This is a genomic window from Streptomyces paradoxus (genome assembly GCF_014202475.1).
GTDB lineage: Bacteria > Actinomycetota > Actinomycetes > Streptomycetales > Streptomycetaceae > Streptomyces > Streptomyces paradoxus.
On the sequence record NZ_JACHGV010000013.1, the window covers coordinates 40,291 to 58,973 of the forward strand.

Consider the following 18,683-nt stretch of genomic DNA (forward strand, 5'->3'; position numbering starts at 1 on the left):
GGCGTGCTTTGATCCATCGCACCGCGGGGGCCGCTCAGGGCACTCGGAGACGGATGCCCGGTGCTCGCGGTCGCGGCCGTCATCTGTCCCCCAGAGGGGGCCGCTCCCCCCTTGTGAGATATCCATATGAAGGGAAGTTCCATCATGAACTCCACCCCCCAGGTTGAGACCGTCGAGATCGCTGACGCCCAGCTCGACGCCATCTCCGGCGGCCTGTCCGTGAACGCCGTGAACACCGTCACCGACACCGTTGACGGCATTGCCCCGGTCTCCGGCCTGGTCGACACCGCCGTCGGCACCGTCGAGGGCGTCACCGGCCTCAACACGGCCCCGGTCACCGGCCTGGTCTCCGGCCTCTGATCGAGCCCTTGTGCCGTTGATTCCCGGAACCGCAGCCGGCGGTTCCGGGTTCTTCGGGTTCCGTACGAGCCCCTGCCGGGGCCGTCCGTATCTCTCCTACGGGTGAGGGAAGTTCCTTGCAGTTCCGCCAACAGGCCCTCGCCAAGCTCCAGTCACCGGAAGAACTCGACCTGCCGGTGCGCTTCGCCCGCCCGCAGGGCTGGCTCGTGCTCTCGGTGACGGTGGTCGCGATGGCCGCCGCCTCGGTGTGGGCCGTGACCGGCTCGGTGACCTCCACCGTCAGCGCACCCGCCATCATCACGCACGGGCAGGGCAGTTACGTGCTGCAGAGCCCCGTCGCGGGCCAGGTCACCGCGGTGCTCGCCAAGCAGGGACAGCAGGTGCCCGCCGGCTCCCCCGTGCTCAAGGTCCGTACGGGCAAAGGAGAAGCGGTCGTCCGTGCGCTCGACGCGGGCCGTGTCTCCGCGCTCGCCGCGACCGTCGGGCAGATCATCCAGACCGGCGCGAACGTCGCCGCCGTCGAGAAGGTCGCCCGTGCCGGGGACCCGCTCTACGCGACCGTGTACGTCCCCGCCGAGAACGCCGCCTCGATCCCCGACGACGCGGCCGTGGACCTGACCGTGCAGTCGGTGCCGACCCAGGAGTACGGCGTGCTGCGCGGCCATGTGAAGTCGGTGGACCGCTCGGCACAGTCCCCGCAGCAGATCGCCGCGTTCCTCGGGGACAGCCAGCTGGGCGAGCAGTTCACGAAGAAGGGCAGACCGGTGGCCGTGACGGTCCGGCTGGACAAGTCCTCCGCCACGAAGAGCGGCTACACGTGGTCCTCCGCGGACGGGCCCCCCTACAAGCTGACCTCGATGACGCTGGCCTCCGGTTCGATCCGGCTGTCCGACCAGCGCCCCGTCGACTGGCTGCTGCCATGAGCGCGACCGCACAGGAACCCCGGAGCAGGCGCCGGGCCGCCCCGCCCAAGCGCAAGGTGCCCAAGGCCCGGGCGAAGACCGTCCGCACGCCCACCGTGCTCCAGATGGAGGCCGTCGAGTGCGGCGCCGCCTCGCTGGCGATGGTGCTCGGGCACTACGGCAAGCACGTCCCGCTGGAGGAGCTGCGCATCGCCTGCGGTGTCTCCCGGGACGGCTCGCGCGCCAGCAACCTCCTGAAGGCGGCCCGCTCTTACGGCCTGACCGCCAAAGGCATGCAGATGGACCTGGCCGCCCTGGCCGAGGTGACGTCGCCGGCCATCCTGTTCTGGGAGTTCAACCACTACGTCGTCTACGACGGCATGGGCCGGCGCTTCGGCCGCCGGGGCGTCTACATCAACGACCCCGGCAAGGGCCGCCGGTTCATCCCCATGGAGGACTTCGACGGCAGCTTCACCGGTGTCGTGCTGGTGATGGAGCCCGGCGAGGACTTCGCCCGGGGTGGCCGCAAGCCCGGTGTCCTGGGCGCCATGCCGGCCAGGCTGCGCGGCACGGCGGGCACGATGCCCGCGGCGGTGCTGGCGAGTCTGCTGCTGGTGGCGGTCGGCGCCGCGGTGCCCGCGCTGAGCCGCACGTACATCGACGAGTTCCTCATCGGCAACCAGACCTCGCTGCTGGACGTGCTGTTCCCGTCGATGGCGGCGTGCGTGCTGCTCACGGTGGTGCTGACCTGGCTCCAGCAGGCCAATCTGCTGCGCGGCCGCATCATCTCCTCCACCCTGTCCAGCGCCCGCTTCCTGCGGCACCTGCTGCGGCTGCCGGTGACGTTCTTCTCCCAGCGCAGCCCGGCCGACCTGGTACAGCGCCTGCAGTCCAACGACGCGGTCTCCGAGACCCTGTCCCGCGACCTCGCGGCGGCGGGCGTGGACGCGGTCGTGGTCGTCCTGTACGCGGTGCTGCTGTACACCTACGACCCGCAGCTCACGTTCGTGGGCATCGGCGTGGCCCTGCTGAACATCGTCGCGATGCGGGTGGTGATCCGGCTGCGGGCCACGCGCACGGCGAAGCTGCGCGCGGACACGGCCCGGCTGACCAACACCGCCTACACCGGCCTCCAGCTGATCGAGACGATGAAGGCGACCGGCGGCGAGGACGGCTACTTCCGCAAGTGGGCCGGGCAGCACGCCACCACCCTGGAGGAGCAGCAGCGCCTCGGCGTGCCGAGCGCGTGGCTGGGCGTGGTCGCGCCGACGCTCGCCACCCTCAACAGCGGGCTGATCCTGTGGATCGGCGGCATGCGGGCGGTCGAGGGGCACATCTCGGTCGGTCTGCTGGTCGCCTTCCAGGCGCTGGTCGCCCGGTTCACGGCCCCGCTGACCCGGCTGAACGGTGTCGCGGGCCGTATCCAGGACTTCGCGGCGGACGTGGCCCGGCTGAAGGACGTCGAGAACTTCAAGGCGGACCCGCTCTACGGCCGGCCCGGCGCGAGCGAGTCCACGCGCCGCCTGCAGGGCCATGTCGAGCTGGAGAACATCATGTTCGGCTACAGCCCGCTCGACAAACCCCTGCTCAGCGGCTTCGACCTGACGGTCGGTCCCGGGCAGCAGGTCGCCCTGGTCGGCGGTTCGGGCAGCGGCAAGTCCACGGTGTCCCGGATGATCTCCGGGCTGTACGCGCCGTGGGAGGGCGTGATCCGTATCGACGGGCAGCGCATCGAGGACATCCCGCGCGGGGCGCTGGCCGCCTCGGTCTCCTTCGTCGACCAGGAGGTGTTCCTCTTCGAGGGCACGGTCCGGGACAACGTGGCGCTGTGGGACCCGTCGATCCCCGACGACGCGGTGGAGGACGCGCTGCGCGACGCCGCGCTGTACGACGTGATCACGCGCCGCCCGGGCGGCATCCACAGCAGGGTGGAGCAGGACGGCCGCAACTTCTCCGGCGGGCAGCGCCAGCGTCTGGAGATCGCGCGGGCGCTGGTGCGCCGCCCGAGCATCCTGGTGCTCGACGAGGTGACGAGCGCGCTGGACGCGGAGACCGAGCAGGTCGTGATGGACAACCTGCGCCGGCGCGGCTGCGCCTGCGTGGTGATCGCGCACCGGCTCAGCACGGTGCGCGACAGCGACGAGATCGTCGTCCTGCAGCACGGCACGGTCGTGGAGCGGGGACGGCACGAGGACCTGGTGGCGCGTGACGGCGCGTACGCGGCACTGGTCAGGGAGCGGTGAGATGACGGCCGTTCACGAAGGGTACGACGGCGACCTGGTGCTGGGCGCCTTCGGGCAGATGGGCTCGCGCATCGACTGCGCCGGGTTCAGCCGTCTCGACCTCGAAGGCCCGCAGGTGCTGTGGCTGGTCGCCTCCGGCGCCGTGGACCTGTTCGCCGTCGATGCCGGGCAGCAGGGCCACTGGCACCACCTGGGCCGCCTGGAGGCGGGGTCGCTGGTGCTCGGCCCGGTGCCGGGCCCGCAGCACACCCTGGTGGCCCGTCCGCTGCGCGACTGCGTGGTGCACCGCATCGGCCTGCGCGAGCTGTACCAGCCGGCGAACACCGCGACCTGGTCCTACGACGAGTACGGCAACCCGCAGTACGTGCCGCCGACGACGAGTCCGCTGGAGTACGCGCTCGCCCTCGGGGTCGGCCGCAGCCTGTCCATCCTCTTCCAGGCGCCGATGGCCACCGAGCGGGCCGCGGCCCCCACCGACGACGACGTGTTCTGGATGCAGGTGCCGCCGGGCAGTGTGCAGTACGGCTCGCTGTACGGCGCGGAGGCCGCGGCCGACCTGCTGATGGACCCCGCGCTGTGGCAGTCCATGGTCGACCAGCAGTACCGGCTGCTGACCACGCTCGACCGCTGGATCGAGCAGCTGGAACGCACCCACGAGACGCGCACGGCCGAGGGCATCAAGGCCGGTGAGGCGGTACGCGCCCAGGCCGACCAGACGCTGCTCGCCTCCATCGGCAAGCGCTCCTCGAAGCGCACCACCGCGGCCGATGCGGACGCCACGTACGCGGCCTGCAAGCTGGTCGGGCAGGCCGCCGGGATCCGGATCACCGAGCCGACCCAGAAGGGCACCGGCGGCGACCGCCTCGACCCGGTCGAGCAGGTCGCCCTCGCCTCCCGTGTCCGGACCCGGGCCGTACGGCTCGACGGCCGCTGGTGGCGGGACGACGTGGGGCCGCTGGTCGGCCAGCGGGCCCTGTCGGGCGCGCCGGTGGCGCTGCTGTGGCGGCGCGGCGGCTATGTCGCGGTGCATCCGTCGACCGGCCGGGAGACGCCGATCGAGAAGGCCAACGCCGACGAGTTCGAGCCGCGCGCGGTGATGTTCTACCGCCCGCTGCCGGAGCGGGGGCTCAGTCCGCTGAGGCTGCTGCGGTTCTGCATGCAGGGCATGCGCGGCGATCTGACGGGCCTGCTGCTCAGCGGTCTGGTCACGGTGGCGATCGGCGCGTTGGTGCCCGTCGCGACCGGCAAGGTGCTGGGCGAGTTCGTGCCGAAGGCGCAGACGGACCTGATCGTGCAGGTGTGCCTCGCGGTGATGCTGAGCAGCGTGGTGGCGGCGGCCTTCATGCTGTTGCAGAACCTGACCATCCTGCGGATCGAGGGCCGGATCGAGGCCACGCTCCAGCCGGCGGTGTGGGACCGGCTGCTGAGGCTCCCGACGAGGTTCTTCACCGAGCGCTCCACCGGCGAGCTGGCCAGCGCGGCCATGGGCATCAGCTCGATCCGCCGGCTGCTGGCGGGAGTCGGGCCGACGGTGGCCCAGTCGGTCACGGTCGGCGCGATGAACCTGGGGCTGCTGCTCTGGTACAGCGTGCCGATGGCGATGGCCGCGATCGGCATGCTCGTCGTCATCGCGGCGGTGTTCCTGGGGCTCGGGCTGTGGCAGGTGCGCTGGCAGCGGCGTCTGGTGGTGCTCTCCAACAAGCTGAACAACCAGGCGTTCCAGACGCTGCGGGGGCTGCCCAAGCTGCGGGTGGCCGCCGCCGAGAACTACGCGTACGCCGCGTGGGCGTCGGAGTTCGCGCGCAGCCGTGAGCTCCAGCAGAAGGTCGGCCGCATCAAGAACCTCACGGCGGTGCTGGGCGCGGTGTACCTGCCGCTGTGCACCCTGCTGATGTTCATGCTGCTGGCGGGTCCGGCCCGCGGCTCGATGTCGGCGGCGGCGTTCCTCACCTTCAACACCTCGGTGACGATGGTGCTGACCTCCGTCACCCAGCTGACCGGCGCGTTCGTCTCGGCGGTGGCCGCGCTGCCGCTGTTCGAGGAGATCAAGCCGGTGCTGGACGCGACGCCGGAGGTGCGCACGGCGAGCACCCGGCCCGGTCCGCTGACCGGGGCGATCGAGGCACGGCGGGTGTCCTTCCGCTACGCGGACGACGGTCCGCTGGTCCTGGACGACGTGTCGTTCGAGGTGCGGCCGGGCGAGTTCGTCGCGGTCGTCGGCCCGAGCGGCTGCGGGAAGTCGACCCTGCTGCGGCTGCTGATCGGTTTCGACCGGCCCGTGTCGGGCAGCGTGCTCTACGACGGGCAGGACCTGGCGGCCCTGGACCAGTCCGCGGTGCGCCGCCAGTGCGGTGTGGTGCTCCAGCACGCCCAGCCGTTCAGCGGCTCGATCCTGGACGTCATCTGCGGCACCGAGCCGTACACGCCGGAGGAGGCGATGGCCGCCGCCGAGATGGCCGGTCTCGCCGAGGACATCAAGCGGATGCCGATGGGGCTGCACACCATCGTGGCGGGCAGCGGAGCCGTCTCCGGGGGCCAGCGCCAGCGGTTGATGATCGCCCAGGCGCTGATCCGCCGGCCGCGCATCCTCTTCTTCGACGAGGCGACCAGCGCGCTCGACAACGAGACGCAGCGCACGGTCATCGAGAGCACCAAGGCTCTCAACGCCACCCGGGTCGTCATCGCGCACCGGCTGTCGACCGTGATGGACGCCGACCGGGTCGTGGTGATGGAGGACGGCAAGGTCATCCAGCAGGGCCCGCCCGCCCAGCTGCTCGCCGACACGAACGGCCGGCTGCACGAGCTCGTGCGGCGCCAGATGGCGTGACGTAGCGCACTTCCCCACAGTCCCAGCGAAACGTTGCCGTTTCGCTGGGACTGCCAGGCCACGCTGGAGAGCTACACCACCGCCTTCTGGTGGTCGGCCGGGTTCTTCGCCGCCGGTGCGCTGATCACCCTGGTCCTGCACCGGCGCGGGGTGCCGGAGCAGGACGCCGAGGCGGCCCCGGTCGTGCACATGTGACGGGGCGGTAGAGGCCGGGGCCGTCGTGCGCGGGGACACGGTGGCCCCTTGTCCCGCCCGGTGGCGCGTCCTCGCCGGTCCGCGGCGTGCGATCTGTTGGCCCGCCCCGTAAACGGGTACCCACCGCCCATGCGAATCAGCGTGGTGGATGTGGGATCGAACACGGTCAGACTGGTGGTCGCGGACGCGGCGGACGGGGTGCCCCTGCCCGTCCACACCGCCAAGTGGCGACTCAGGCTGTCCGAGCAGGTCCCACCGGGGGGAGCCGTCCCGGAGCGGGCCGTGAACCAACTCGTCGACGCGGTCGCCGAGGCGAGCAGAACCGCCACCCGGTGGGGTGCGGCGGGCCCGCTGGCCTTCGCGACCGCCGTGGTGCGCAACGCGCCGAACCGGCACGAGGTACTGCGCACCGTCCGCGCCCGTACGGGCGTCGACCTGTGCACCCTGCCGGGCGAGGTCGAGGCCGAACTGACGTTTCTCGGGGCCCGGCGCTGGATGGGCTGGCGGTCGGGGCCGCTCGCCCTGCTCGACATCGGCGGCGGCACCCTCGAAGTCGCCTTCGGACGCGGCCGGTTGCCCGATTTCGTGGCGTCCTTGCCGCTGGGCGCGCGGCGGCTGACGCACGAGTTCTTCGCGGACGAGGACCCTCCGTCGCCGGAGCGGGTGCGGGCGCTGCGCCGCAAGGTCCGCCACCAGCTGCGGGACGTCGCGGCGCGGATCCGCTGGGAGGGCCCGCGCACCGCGGTCGCCACCTCCCGCACCTTCCAGCAGCTGGGGCGGCTGTGCGGCGCGGCGCCCGGACGCCACGGCCCGTTCGTGGACCGGCAGATGCACCGCTCCGAACTGCGGGCGGCGATCACCCGGCTGGCCGCCCTGCCCGCCGCCGAACGCGCCCACCTGCCCGGCATCTCCGCACCGCGCGCCGCGCAGAGCCTGGCGGGAGCGGTGGTCGGGCACACCGCCCTGAAGCTGACCGGCATCAAGGCCGTCACGGTCTGCCCCTGGGCGATCCGCGAGGGGGTGCTGCTGCGCCACATCGAGGACGGTCCCTCGTGGTGGGCCGAGGTCGCCCGCCACAGCGCGGAGGCCGCCCCTCCCGACCCGGTGCCGCTGCGCATCGCCGCGGCCTCCGGCTGACCGTCCAGGACGTACCGAACAGGAAGGAGACCCCCGTGTCCCAGCACAAGGACCACGACCGGGACGAGAACCACCACGGCAAGCCGCCCGAGACGGCCCTGGAGGAGGTGCTGCGGGAGGTCGAGGACGCCGAGAACCGCACCCGGGACTCCGCCGGCCGGCCCCGCCACCGGGGCGAGGCGGGAGAGGCCGTCACCCCCAACACACGCGCCCAGGAGGAGTCCGAAGGGGACTGACGGGAGCCGGACGGGCCCGGGCTCCCGGGGCCCGCCCCACACCGAGCAGGTTCGCAGCCATGGCCGTCGCTCCCGGCGGGAGGTCACGCGGCGGGTGACCCCGGTCGCCGGGCGGGTACCCGGCGCGCATGGAGCACGAAGGACCACGACTGCCCGCCCCGCGCGGCCCGCTGAGCAGGGGCGTCGACGCCCATCTGCGCGGCGCGGGCCGCCTGCCCCGCCTGGAGGACGTCGCCCGCGCCGAGGTGTACGGCGAAGACCTCCAGCTCGCCCTGTACCTGTGCTACGAGCTGCACTACCGCGGCTTCGAGGGCGTCCCCGCCGAGCGTGAGTGGGACCCCGGCCTGCTGCGCGTCCGCGCGGCCATGGAGCAGCGCTTCCTGTCCGCGCTGCGCACCGACGCGCATGTCCACGACAGCGTGGACGAGGCACTGGCCGGGCTGCTGGTGGAGCCCGTCGAGGGCACCGGCGTCAGCCACTTCCTGCGTGACGAGGGCGAGCTGTGGCAGGTGCGCGAGTACGCGGCCCAGCGCTCCCTCTACCACCTCAAGGAGGCGGACCCGCACGCCTGGGTGCTGCCGCGGTTGTGGGGCCGGGCGAAGGCGGCGATGGCGGCGGTCGAGTTCGACGAATGGGGCGGCGGCCGCGCCGACCGCGTGCACGCCTCCCTGTTCGCCGACCTGATGACGGACCTGGGCCTGGACCCCACGTACGGCCGTTACCTCGACGCGGCGTCCGCCGAGGCCCTGGTCACCGTGAACATGATGTCCCTCTTCGGTCTGCACCGGGCGCTCAGAGGCGCCCTGGTCGGCCACTTCGCGACGGTCGAGATCACCTCCTCACCGGGGTCGCGGCGGCTCGCCGAGGCGATGCGCCGCACCGGCGCCGGGCCCGCGGCCGAGCACTTCTACGACGAGCACGTCGAGGCCGACGCGGTCCACGAACAGGTGGTGCGCCACGACGTCATCGGCGGACTGCTGGAGCGCGAGCCGCATCTCGCCCCGGACGTCGCCTTCGGCATCGACGCCACCGAGTTCGTCGAGGAACGCTTCGGCACCCGGCTGCTCGCCGACTGGCGCGCATCACGTTCGTCACTGCGTGCACCACTTGCCCCGGAAGCAGCTCATACCTCCTGATTGCCGGGGTACCCGGTGTCCGTGATTGCACTGGTACCCCCGGGCGTGTACGCCCCGCAGGAGGACACCGAGCTGCTGGCCGGTGCCCTGTCCGACGAGCCGCTGCCGCCGGGCGCGGAAGTCCTCGACGTGGGCACCGGCAGCGGCGCCCTGGCCCTGGAGGCCGCGCGCCGGGGCAGCCGTGTGACCGCCGTCGACGTGTCCTGGAGCGCCGTGTGGGCCGCGCGGCTGAACGCCCGTGTGGCGGGACTCCCGGTCCGCATCCTGCACGGGAACCTCTTCGAACCCGTGCGCGACGAGATGTTCGATGTGATCCTTGCCAATCCGCCGTACGTGCCGGCGCCGGACGGTCATCGCAGGCCGCCGCGGGGCGCGGCCCGGGCCTGGGACGCGGGCGGCGACGGACGGCTGGTCGTCGACCGGATCTGCCGGCAGGCGCCAGGTCTGCTGCGACCGGGAGGGGTGCTGCTGCTCGTGCAGTCGGCGCTCAGCGGCCCGGACCTGACCGTCGGGCAGTTGCGCGCGGCCGGACTGAAAGCAGCCGTGACCCGCCGGCGCCGGATCCCGCTCGGGCCGGTGCTGCGCGGCCGGGAACGCTGGCTCCGGGAGCGGGGCCTGCTGTCCGCCGCCGATGACAAGGAAGAGCTGGTGGTCGTCCGTGCCGAACTCCCCGTCTGACCGGTCCGCCGCGCCTCGCCGCGTCACCGTCCAGCGCAAGGGCCCGCTGCTGATGGAGGGGCCGGTGGAGGTGGAGCTGGAGGACGGCTCCGTCGTGACCTCCGACCGCTTCCGCGTGGCCTTGTGCACCTGCCGCCGCAGCCGTCGCTACCCGTGGTGCGACACGAGCCACCGCGACCGGGCGTGAGGCCCACCGGGCGCAGAAACGCCCAGGGGCCGGCGGGCGGCCCCACTCCGCCCGCCGGCCCCCTTGCACGAGATCGCGGCTTTCCGTGACAACGGCCCGGCTCCCCAGCCACGGCCCGCTGTGCTTCACGGATCCAGCGCGATCCCGGTCTGTGGGCCCAGCCCTCTCAGAAGGAGAAGACGCCCGTTCCATAGGCGTTCTTCATGCAGTCGTTGGAGAAGGTGCGCTCGTAGGAGACGCGCTTGCCCTGCCACACGCCGTCGACGGTGACCACCACCGGGTCGTACTGCTTGGTGCACATCACGCCGTCCCTGGCGGTCAGGGCGTCGAAGTCACCGCCGACGCCGCGCAGTTCCGCGCAGGCCGGTCCGGCCGCCGGGTGCGTGCCCGCGGGCGTCGGGGCACAGGTCAGGGTGACCGCGCGTTCCGGAGTCGCTGTGATCGCGCTCTCGCCGTGGCCCACCGTGAGGACGAGGGCCGACGGGGCGTAGAGCGCGGTGGGGGCCTGACCCGGTTCGGCGAGCGCGGCCCCGGAGAGGGGTCCGCAGACGGCGGTGGCCGTCAGTCCGAAGGTCATGGCCCAGCGCGCGGGGGTCCGCATTGTGTGCATCCTTCCGCATCGATTACAGGGTGTGCCGGCCCGTGCTCGATCGGTGCCCGGAGCGGCGAGCGCGAGTCTGCCGAGTCCGCAGCGGAAACACACATCGACCCCACGGGTTTCAGTAACATTGCGTGTTGAATCAGTGGCGCGAAGTTACGGAATCGGCGCGAGTGAAGCCCGTAACTGCGCGGTTCCGGGGGTTACGAAGCGGCCAGATGGCTGATTTCCATGCGTTCGTTAATAGGCCTGAAACATTCCGATTCCGCTCTCGGCCGACTGCTTCGTGACCCCTTGTGTTCATGGAATGGCTGAGTAATCGTCATTACATGATTACGACAGAGCAGAGAGACAAGCTTCGCGGCTGGTTCGCAGGCCGCCTGCCCGACGACCTGTTCGAGGAGCTGACCGAGGTCACGGTCGACCGCGAGGAGATCACCGTGATCGGCCGCATCCCCGCACCCCGGCTGGCCGAGGACGCCCCGGCCGCCGAACGGGAGGCGGCCCTGGAGAGCCGGGCGCAGGAGTTCCGGGAGCGCACCCGCGAGGACCGGATGGCAGTGGCTCGCGAGGCCGAGCACCGGTTCCGCCGGAAGGTGTCCTGGGGCGTGGAGTGCGGCGGGCGGCGGACGCTCTTCACGCACGTGGCCGCGCCGGTCATGACGCGGCTGCGCCAGCCGGAGCGCCAGGTCCTCGACACCCTGATCGCCGGCGGCGTGGCCCGCAGCCGCAGTGACGCGCTGGCCTGGTGCGTACGCCTGGTCCAGCGTCACACCGACGACTGGCTGGCAGAGTTGCGCGACTCCCTGGAACACGTGCAACGGGTCAGGTCCCAGGGCCCGGACACCGAGCCGGACCCCGAACCGCGGCCGGACGAGGAGTGACCCTTTGCCGGACCCCGTCCGCCCCCGCTCCACCGGAGCGCATACCGCTCGGTATCGTCGCCCGCACGGCACGGTCTCGACGAGGAGACGACGAGAGGCGGGCGTACGGTGGGCAAGCACTGGGCGGACTTCCAGTACGAGATCTATCTGAACGGGATGTCGGGCGCCGTACCGCGCCTGCCCACCGATCTGACCCGGCTGGAGGAGCTCACCGAGCAGCGGCTCGGGCCCGGCCCGGTCGGCTACGTGGCGGGCAGCGCGGGCGACGGCAGCACGGCCCGCGCCAACCGGGCGGCCCTGGAGCGCCGCCGGATCGTGCCGCGCATGCTGCGGGACGTGCACGAGCGGGACCTGTCGGTCGAGGTGCTGGGCCGTGCCCTTCCCGCCCCCCTCGCGCTGGCACCGGTCGGCGTGCTGTCGATCATGCACCCGGACGCCGAGCCCGCCGCGGGCCGGGCCGCCGCCTCGCAGGGCGTGCCGTACGTCCTGTCGTCCGCGTCCAGCACCCCCATGGAGCAGGTCGCCGAGGCCATGGGGGACGCCGAGCGCTGGTTCCAGCTGTACTGGCCGAAGGACCCGGAGGTGGCCCGCAGTTTCCTGAACCGGGCGAAGGCGGCCGGGTTCACCGCGCTGGTCGTCACCCTGGACACACCGCTGCTGTCGTGGCGGCCGCGCGATCTCGACCAGGCGTACCTGCCGTTCCTGCGCGGGGTCGGGACGGCCAACTACTTCTCGGACCCGGCTTTCCAGGCGGGTCTGGCCAAGCCGGTGCACGAGGATCCGAACGCGGCCGTGATGCACTTCGTCGGCATGTTCTCCGACCCGGCCAAGAGCTGGCCCGACCTCGCGTTCCTGCGGGAGAACTGGGACGGCCCGATCGTCCTCAAGGGCGTCCTGCACCCGGACGACGCGCGGCTGGCCGCCGACGCCGGCATGGACGGCGTGATCGTCTCCAACCACGGCGGCCGCCAGGTGGCCGGCTCCGTCGCCGCGGCCGACGCGCTTCCCCGTGTGGTGGAGGCCGCCGGTGACCGGCTCACCGTCCTGTTCGACAGCGGTGTCCGCACCGGTGACGACGTCTTCAAGGCCCTCGCCCTCGGCGCCCGCGCGGTCCTCGTCGGCCGCCCGTACGTCTACGGCCTCGGTCTCGACGGCCAGTCGGGCGTCGAGCACGTCATCCGCTGCCTGCTGGCCGAACTCGACCTCACCCTCGCCCTCTCGGGGCACGCGACGCCGGGCACGGTCGGTCCGGCCGACCTCGTCGAGGACCCGGTCTGACGGGGGTGGGCTGCGCCGCGTGCTCGCCGCGCAGCCCCGCTCGGGCCCCGGGGCCCGCCGTCAGGCGGTCCGGCCGTCGGTGAGGATCACCTGGCGGGCCGCCGGGTCGTCCTGCTCCTCGATCGACAGCGAGCCCTCCGCCGTCGGCAGGGGCTCCGGCCGCCAGCGCTGCGCGTCGGAGGAGCGGTCGCGCACCTTGACGACGAGGTCGGCGTCCGGGTCGTCGTCCGCCGGGGCGAGGGCGAGATGCTCGTCCCAGCGGGGCAGCAACTCCCCCTGCACGGTGCGGTCGTAGCGCACGTCGTCGCCCCGCTCGGCATCCTCGTCGGCGCAGCTGCCGAGGACGACGACACCGGCGTCCTTGTGGGAGTCCAGACACAGCCCTGGATCGGCGACGCTGCGCAGCAGCCCGTCGTCCTCGTACGTCCACTGCTGCGTCCACACCGTCGAGCACTCCGCCAGCTTCGCGCCCGAGCCCTCCTTCGGCAGGCCCCGGATGTCGAGGCACAGGTCGGCGCCGGCGTTGCGCAGCCGTGTCACACCCGGCGCCGAGGGAAGCCCGGCGGTACCGGGTGGCGTCGCCGACGTCGGGCCCTTGCCGCCGGCGGCGCTGTTCGACCCGGCCGGGTCGGCCTCCCCGCCGTCGTAGGACGACGCGCTGATGATGAGCACCGTCGCCAGCACCCCGGCCGAGACCGCGCCGACGCCCGAGAGCAGCGCTCGTGAGGAGCGCAGCGCCTCCGGAACCCGGCGGGCGGGCACGGGAAGCCGGGACAGCAGACCGTGCCGCCCGCCGCCCCGCCGTCCGCCACCGCGCCGGCCGGAGCGAGCGCCCCGGCTTCCGTGCGACGCGCGTCCCGGGCGCGAGTCGAGGTAGCGGCGGGCGCCCCAGCCGAGTACCGCCTCGGCGATCAACGGCCCCAGCGGGCCCTCGAAATGGCTCAGTTGTTCCGCCGCGCTCCGGCAGTAGCGGCACTCGTCGAGATGCTGCTGGACATCCGGCAGCAGCGCGCCGCCCCGGCGGATCGGGACGTCGAGGAGGCGGTTGTAGAAGCGGCAATCCTGGGTGGGCGCGAGTTCGCGATGGGCATGTACACAGCCTTCGCGGAATTTGTCCCGCGCCTGTTCGAGGGCCGCCGAGGCGATGTCGGCGTCCATGCCCAGCAGCCCGGCCGGGACGCTTAAGGGATCCGCCTCGACCTCGACATGCCACAGCAAACAGCGCGAGGCGGCGGGAAGCGCCTGGAATGCCCGCTCCGCGAGGATGCGATTTTCGGGCGTCATGGACGTCGCGGCGCGCAGCCCGCGCCCTCCGGCCGGTTTCTGCAGCGCGGGCAGAACGGCCGATATTCGATCGTCGCCGGCCCACTCGCGGATCGTGTCGCGCACGGTCACGAGAAGGGCCGGGCGCAGCGCGACGGCCGACTCGCCGAAGGCGAGGCGGTTGAGGGTCCGATGGAAGGCGGTTCCGGTCACCATCGCGGCGACCTGCGTCGACGAGGCCAGACAGATGACCGCGTAGTCGTGCACCGGCTGGTGGTGCCGCGCCATCAGCAGCGCGACGGAATGGGCGGCGACCTCGCCCTCCGGGCTGCCTCTCAGCGGAGCGGCGAGTGATTCATCGGATTCCCCCGGATCCCCGCCGGGCGGGGGATACGGAGGTCGAGGGGGGTGGGGGGTGGGCACTGAGATGGTTCCTTCCCACGCATGTGACACACAGAGGTCATGCCGCCGAAAAAGGAAGCCCGGTTGGTGCGTTCCTCTTTGGCGCGGCGCGGGAGGTGCGAATTCACCGACGGTGAATCGGACGCGGTCCACAAATCACGTGCGACACCCGGCCATTCCCCCCGCACGCGCGTTTCACTCTTCCACAACCCCCACACGGCCAACAAGGCGCCCGGACAACATCCCCGCCATTGACAGAAAGTCAGAAACGGGGAACGGATGTACGCGGCTCGCACCCGTATTCGACATTTCCCTGCGGCCCGCGTGAATCGGGCACCGCATCCGTCCTCAGATCTGCCAGGAACGCAGCCGGTCCGCCGCGCCGTACACGTCGGTGGTACCGGACAGCAGGTCGCGGGCGAGGTCGACGAGGGCGCCGTAGGGCGGGTCGATACCGACGCCGCTGACGAACATGTACGCCACGGCGGTCGCACAGGCGAAGCGGGCGTTGGCCGAGGGCAGCGGCCGGAGCACGGTGATCGTGTGCAGCAGCGCGGCGGCCCGCCAGGCGGGGTCGGAGTTCACCCCGAGGCGCGGCGGGTCGACGCGGTGCCGGGCGACGGCGGCGACCAGCGCGGAGAAGTCGTTGACGGTGGGCTGGTCCGGCAGGACCTCCTCATGGCGCTGAAGCAGCCAGGGCACGTCGATATGGATCACGGGCGCCATGAGTCAGGCGGCCCGCCCTTCGCCCTTGGCGGGCGGTTCGTCGTCGGGGAACGCGGCGGCGAACTCGTCGGCGTGGGTGGAGAAGAACCGGCGGAAGGCCTCCGCGCCTTCCTGCAGGGCCCGGTGGCGGGCTATGTCGGCCGCGGCCGCCTCTCGCACGAGCGCCTTCATGGACGTACCGCGCTCCTTGGCGATCTGCCTGAGGTCCTCAAGTTCGCGGTCGCTGAACTCCACGTTGAGAGCTGGCATGCCTTCACGGTACCGCTCGGGTACTGACTCGTAAATACCCCCAGGTCAGGGCATCCGCCTGAAGGTACCGAGGTGATGACCGGCGTGAGATGTGAGTCACATCGGGCCGTGCGATGTCACATTCCGGGGCCCTGTCCGGCTCGCAGTGGTGAGCGCGCCAGAGGAGGCCCCCGCATGACCGAGAGCTCCGTACCCGGCACCGACACCCCGCTCGACGCGGCGACCGGGGTGTTCGTCGACCATCGTGAGCTGCTGTTCGGCGTCGTCTACAACATGCTCGGCAGTGTCGCCGACACCGAGGACGTCCTGCAGGAGACCTGGCTCTCCTGGACGGCCCGCGGCGGCGGCGCTCCCCTGGCCGGTGTCGACAACCCGCGCGCCTATCTCGTCCGGGTGGCCGTCAACCACGCGCTGCGCCGCCGTGCCGTGATCAGCCGCCGCCGGGAGACGTACGTGGGCCCGTGGCTGCCCGAGCCGCTGGTCGCCGACGACACCGGAACCGCCGAGGACCCGGCCCTGCGTTCGGAGTCGGTGTCGCTGGCGATGCTGGTGGTCCTGGAGTCGCTGACACCGCTGGAAAGGGCGGTGTTCGTGCTGGGCGAGGTCTTCGGCTACCCGCATGCCGAGATCGCGGAGATCATCGACCGCTCCCCCGCCGCCGTACGGCAGTTGGCGCACCGGGCCCGGGAGCACGTGCACGCGCGGCGGCCGCGGTACGAGGCGCATCCGCGGGTGCGGCGGGAGGCGACCGAGCGGTTCGTACAGGCGGCGCTCGGCGGGGACATCGCCGAGCTGATGGAAGTCCTCGCACCGGACGTCACGGCGTGGACGGACGCCGGCGGCAAGCGCCGGCGGGCGAGCCTGCGCCCGGTGCACGGCCGGGACAAGGTGACCCGTCTGCTCACGTCCGGCCGCGGCGGCCCGGACCGTCCCGTGTGGCGCTACCGGCGCGTCAACGGCGACGACGCGGCGGTGCTGTTCGACGGCGACGCGCCGTTCGCCGTGCTGGTCCTGGACCTCACCCCGGAGGGCGACCGGGTGCGCGGCATCTATGTGGTGGCCAATCCGGACAAGCTCGCCCACCTGTCCGGGGCGGCGGCGTGAGCGCCGGTCGCGGCGAGCGCCTCGCCGACTGGTTCGACGGGCGGCTCGGCACCCGCACGCTGGGCAGGAAGTACCTGCGCAAGGTGTTCCCCGACCACTGGTCGTTCCTGCTGGGCGAGATCTGCCTGTACAGCTTCGTGGTGCTGGTCCTGACCGGCGTGTATCTGACGCTGTTCTTCCACCCGTCGATGAACGAGGTGACCTACCAGGGGAGTTACGTCCCGCTGAACGGGGTGCGGATGTCCGAGGCGTACGCGTCCACGCTGGACATCAGCTTCGACGTGCGCGGCGGGCTGCTGATCCGGCAGCTGCACCACTGGGCGGCGCTGGTCTTCGTCGCCGGGATGCTGACGCACATGATGCGGCACTTCTTCACCGGCTCGTTCCGCAAACCGCGCGAGGTCAACTGGCTGTTCGGCTGGCTGCTGCTCTTCCTCGGTCTCTTCGAGGGCCTGTTCGGCTACTCGCTGCCGGACGACCTGCTGTCGGGCACGGGCCTGAGGTTCGTGCACGGCGCGCTGCTGTCGGTGCCGATCGTGGGGACGTACCTGGCGATGTTCCTGTTCGGCGGCGAGTTCCCCGGCCATGACATCGTGGCCCGCTTCTACGCCCTGCACGTGCTGCTGATCCCCGGGGTCATGGCGGCGCTGATCGTGGTCCACCTGCTGCTGGTCGTGTACCACAAGCACACCCAGTTCGCCGGGCCCGGGCGCACCGAGCGCAATGTCGTGGGCTCACCGTTCATGCCGGTGTACCTGGCGAAGGCGGGCGGCTTCTTCTTCCTGGTGTTCGGGGTGCTCGCGCTGATGGCGGCGGTAACCACGATCAACCCGGTGTGGTCGTACGGGCCGTACCGCGCCGACCAGGTGTCCACGGGCGCCCAGCCCGACTGGTATCTCGGCTTCGCCGAGGGCCTGGTGCGGATCATGCCCGGCTGGGAGATCACGCTGTGGGGGCACACGCTGGTGCTGGGTGTGCTGATACCGATCGTGGTGTTCCCGCTGCTGCTGGTCTTCATCGGCGTGTACCCGTTCCTGGAGGCCCGGTTCACCGGCGACCGGCACGAGCACCATCTGCTGGACCGGCCGCGCAACCGTCCGGTCCGCACGGCGATCGGGGCGGCCTGGATCAGCCTCTACCTCGTGCTCCTGGCGGGCGGCGGCAACGACATCGTGGCGACCCGCCTGCACCTGTCGATCAACACGGTGACGTGGGCGGTGCGGATCGCCGTGTTCGTCGTCCCGGCGGCCGTCTTCACCGTCACCCGGCGCGTCTGCCTGGGGCTGCGGCTGAGCGACGAGGAGCTGGTGCGGCACGGCCGGGCGACCGGCGTGATCAAACGGCTGCCGCACGGCGAGTACGTCGAGGTGCACGAGCCGCTGGACCGGGCCCGGCTGCACACCCTGACCGCGCATGAACGGCCCGGGGAGCCCGTCGGGCACGATCCGCGCCGGGCCGTCGCCGGGCCGGGTCAGGAGTGAGCGCGGCAGAACTCCCGGACGGTCCGGTTGAACGGCTCCGGCGCCTCGATGTTGCTGAGGTGCCCGACGCCGGGGAGGACGATCAGCGTGGCCCGCGGGACCGCTTCGAGGAACTGGCGGGCGACGGTCTCCACGGGTGAGCGCGCGTCGAGCTCCCCCCACAGCAGCAGCGTCGGCACCTCGATCTTCGGCAGCAGATCGCGCTGGTCGGCCTCGGCCATCACGGTGAGCTGGGTCCGCACGCTCCGGGCCCGGGTGTCGGCCGACATCACCGACAGCAGGCGTACGGCTTCGGCGGACGGCTGCCCGGCGAAGAGGCCCGGCATGGTCGGGGCGAACACCTCGGCCGGGACCGCGAGCATCCGTTCCGCGCCCTCGACCCGGGCCCGCACGTCCGCCGCGGGCAGCGAGCCCTTCCAGCCGGCGTAGGTGTCGGCGAGGAGCAGCGTCCGCACGAGCTCGGCGTGGTGCCGGTAGAGCTCCAGCACGACGGTCCCGCCCCAGGACAGGCCGAGGACATGGGCCGGGCCGAGGTCCACGTCCTCGATGACGGCCGCCAGGCAGCGGGCGTAGTCGGCCAGGGTGAAGGAGAGCGGTACGTCGGAGGAGCGGCCGGCTCCCGGTTCGTCCCAGGCGACGACGGTGAACTCGTCGGCCAGATCCCCGGCCTGGTCACGGAAGAGCCGGGCGTCCGTCGTGGCGCCGTGCGCGAGCACGAGGGGCGGGCCCTGGCCCACCCGGTCGTACGCGACCTCGATGCCGTCGACCCGCACCGCTGGCATGACACCAGGCTACGC

The 18,683-nt window shown here is 72.1% G+C and carries 19 protein-coding genes; 14 read left to right on the forward strand and 5 right to left on the reverse strand.

What is annotated here, in order from left to right; all coding sequences use genetic code 11:
• The first annotated feature begins 144 nt into the window (after window positions 1-144).
• The 10 genes from HNR57_RS32425 (at window position 145) to HNR57_RS32470 (ending at window position 9,901) form a co-directional block, all read left to right on the forward strand.
• Complete coding sequence (locus HNR57_RS32425) at window positions 145-360, forward strand: hypothetical protein (protein ID WP_003994898.1); 216 nt, start codon at window positions 145-147, stop codon at window positions 358-360.
• 116 nt (window positions 361-476) lie between these two features.
• Entirely contained in the window at window positions 477-1,283 is an 807-nt protein-coding gene (locus tag HNR57_RS32430; RefSeq protein WP_184565747.1) for a biotin/lipoyl-containing protein, read from the forward strand.
• Window positions 1,280-3,505, forward strand: a complete 2,226-nt coding sequence (locus HNR57_RS32435; RefSeq protein WP_184565749.1) for an NHLP family bacteriocin export ABC transporter peptidase/permease/ATPase subunit — start codon at window positions 1,280-1,282, stop codon at window positions 3,503-3,505. Before HNR57_RS32430 ends, HNR57_RS32435 begins: the two co-directional genes overlap by 4 nt.
• A gap of 1 nt (window position 3,506) precedes the next feature.
• The gene (locus HNR57_RS32440; protein ID WP_184565751.1) at window positions 3,507-6,332 is read left to right on the forward strand and encodes an NHLP bacteriocin export ABC transporter permease/ATPase subunit; all 2,826 of its coding nucleotides are present in this window, start codon (window positions 3,507-3,509) and stop codon (window positions 6,330-6,332) included.
• Between the two features lie 33 nt (window positions 6,333-6,365).
• Complete coding sequence (locus HNR57_RS32445; protein WP_184566026.1) at window positions 6,366-6,527, forward strand: hypothetical protein; 162 nt, start codon at window positions 6,366-6,368, stop codon at window positions 6,525-6,527.
• A 129-nt stretch (window positions 6,528-6,656) separates the two neighbouring features.
• The gene (locus tag HNR57_RS32450; protein ID WP_184565753.1) at window positions 6,657-7,664 is read left to right on the forward strand and encodes a Ppx/GppA family phosphatase; all 1,008 of its coding nucleotides are present in this window, start codon (window positions 6,657-6,659) and stop codon (window positions 7,662-7,664) included.
• Between the two features lie 35 nt (window positions 7,665-7,699).
• On the forward strand, window positions 7,700-7,900 hold the full coding sequence (locus tag HNR57_RS32455; protein ID WP_184565755.1) for a hypothetical protein: 201 nt from the start codon (window positions 7,700-7,702) through the stop codon (window positions 7,898-7,900).
• A 128-nt stretch (window positions 7,901-8,028) separates the two neighbouring features.
• Window positions 8,029-9,036, forward strand: coding sequence for an iron-containing redox enzyme family protein (locus HNR57_RS32460; protein WP_184565757.1), 1,008 nt, complete (start codon window positions 8,029-8,031; stop codon window positions 9,034-9,036).
• 21 nt (window positions 9,037-9,057) lie between these two features.
• Window positions 9,058-9,714, forward strand: a complete 657-nt coding sequence (locus tag HNR57_RS32465; RefSeq protein WP_313675378.1) for a HemK2/MTQ2 family protein methyltransferase — start codon at window positions 9,058-9,060, stop codon at window positions 9,712-9,714.
• Complete coding sequence (locus HNR57_RS32470) at window positions 9,695-9,901, forward strand: CDGSH iron-sulfur domain-containing protein (protein ID WP_010040530.1); 207 nt, start codon at window positions 9,695-9,697, stop codon at window positions 9,899-9,901. Before HNR57_RS32465 ends, HNR57_RS32470 begins: the two co-directional genes overlap by 20 nt.
• Window positions 9,902-10,067: 166 nt before the next feature.
• On the opposite strand, the gene HNR57_RS32475 is transcribed toward HNR57_RS32470, so the two are convergent.
• Window positions 10,068-10,502: a protease inhibitor gene (locus HNR57_RS32475; RefSeq protein ID WP_184565759.1), complete on the reverse strand. Its 435-nt coding sequence runs from the start codon at window positions 10,500-10,502 to the stop codon at window positions 10,068-10,070.
• 326 nt (window positions 10,503-10,828) lie between these two features.
• On the opposite strand from HNR57_RS32475, the gene abmR reads away from it, so the two are divergent.
• Window positions 10,829-11,383, forward strand: coding sequence for an ATP-binding transcription factor AbmR (abmR, locus tag HNR57_RS32480; protein ID WP_184565761.1), 555 nt, complete (start codon window positions 10,829-10,831; stop codon window positions 11,381-11,383).
• A gap of 108 nt (window positions 11,384-11,491) precedes the next feature.
• Window positions 11,492-12,661 carry a lactate 2-monooxygenase gene (locus tag HNR57_RS32485; RefSeq protein ID WP_184565763.1) on the forward strand — a complete coding sequence of 390 codons (1,170 nt, stop codon included), beginning with the start codon at window positions 11,492-11,494 and terminating at the stop codon, window positions 12,659-12,661.
• Window positions 12,662-12,721: 60 nt separating this feature from the next.
• Here HNR57_RS32485 and HNR57_RS32490 read toward each other — a convergent pair whose 3' ends face one another.
• The 3 genes from HNR57_RS32490 to HNR57_RS32500 form a co-directional block, all read right to left on the reverse strand.
• A complete protein-coding gene (locus HNR57_RS32490) occupies window positions 12,722-14,347 on the reverse strand; it encodes an RICIN domain-containing protein (protein ID WP_184565765.1) in 1,626 nt (541 codons plus the stop codon).
• A 327-nt stretch (window positions 14,348-14,674) separates the two neighbouring features.
• Window positions 14,675-15,052: a hypothetical protein gene (locus tag HNR57_RS32495; protein WP_031110699.1), complete on the reverse strand. Its 378-nt coding sequence runs from the start codon at window positions 15,050-15,052 to the stop codon at window positions 14,675-14,677.
• Between the two features lie 3 nt (window positions 15,053-15,055).
• Window positions 15,056-15,301 (reverse strand): hypothetical protein, encoded by a 246-nt coding sequence (locus HNR57_RS32500; protein WP_062930854.1) that lies wholly within the window; start codon window positions 15,299-15,301, stop codon window positions 15,056-15,058.
• 174 nt (window positions 15,302-15,475) lie between these two features.
• On the opposite strand from HNR57_RS32500, the gene HNR57_RS32505 reads away from it, so the two are divergent.
• Together HNR57_RS32505 and qcrB are read left to right on the forward strand one after the other, a co-directional pair.
• Window positions 15,476-16,405, forward strand: coding sequence for a sigma-70 family RNA polymerase sigma factor (locus HNR57_RS32505; RefSeq protein WP_184565767.1), 930 nt, complete (start codon window positions 15,476-15,478; stop codon window positions 16,403-16,405).
• A complete protein-coding gene (gene qcrB / locus HNR57_RS32510) occupies window positions 16,402-17,886 on the forward strand; it encodes a cytochrome bc1 complex cytochrome b subunit (protein ID WP_184565769.1) in 1,485 nt (494 codons plus the stop codon). Before HNR57_RS32505 ends, qcrB begins: the two co-directional genes overlap by 4 nt.
• Here the strand turns inward: qcrB and HNR57_RS32515 are convergent.
• Window positions 17,877-18,668, reverse strand: a complete 792-nt coding sequence (locus HNR57_RS32515) for an alpha/beta fold hydrolase (protein WP_184565771.1) — start codon at window positions 18,666-18,668, stop codon at window positions 17,877-17,879. The two genes, qcrB and HNR57_RS32515, sit on opposite strands and share 10 nt — an antisense overlap.
• Between the last annotated feature and the right edge of the window lie 15 nt (window positions 18,669-18,683).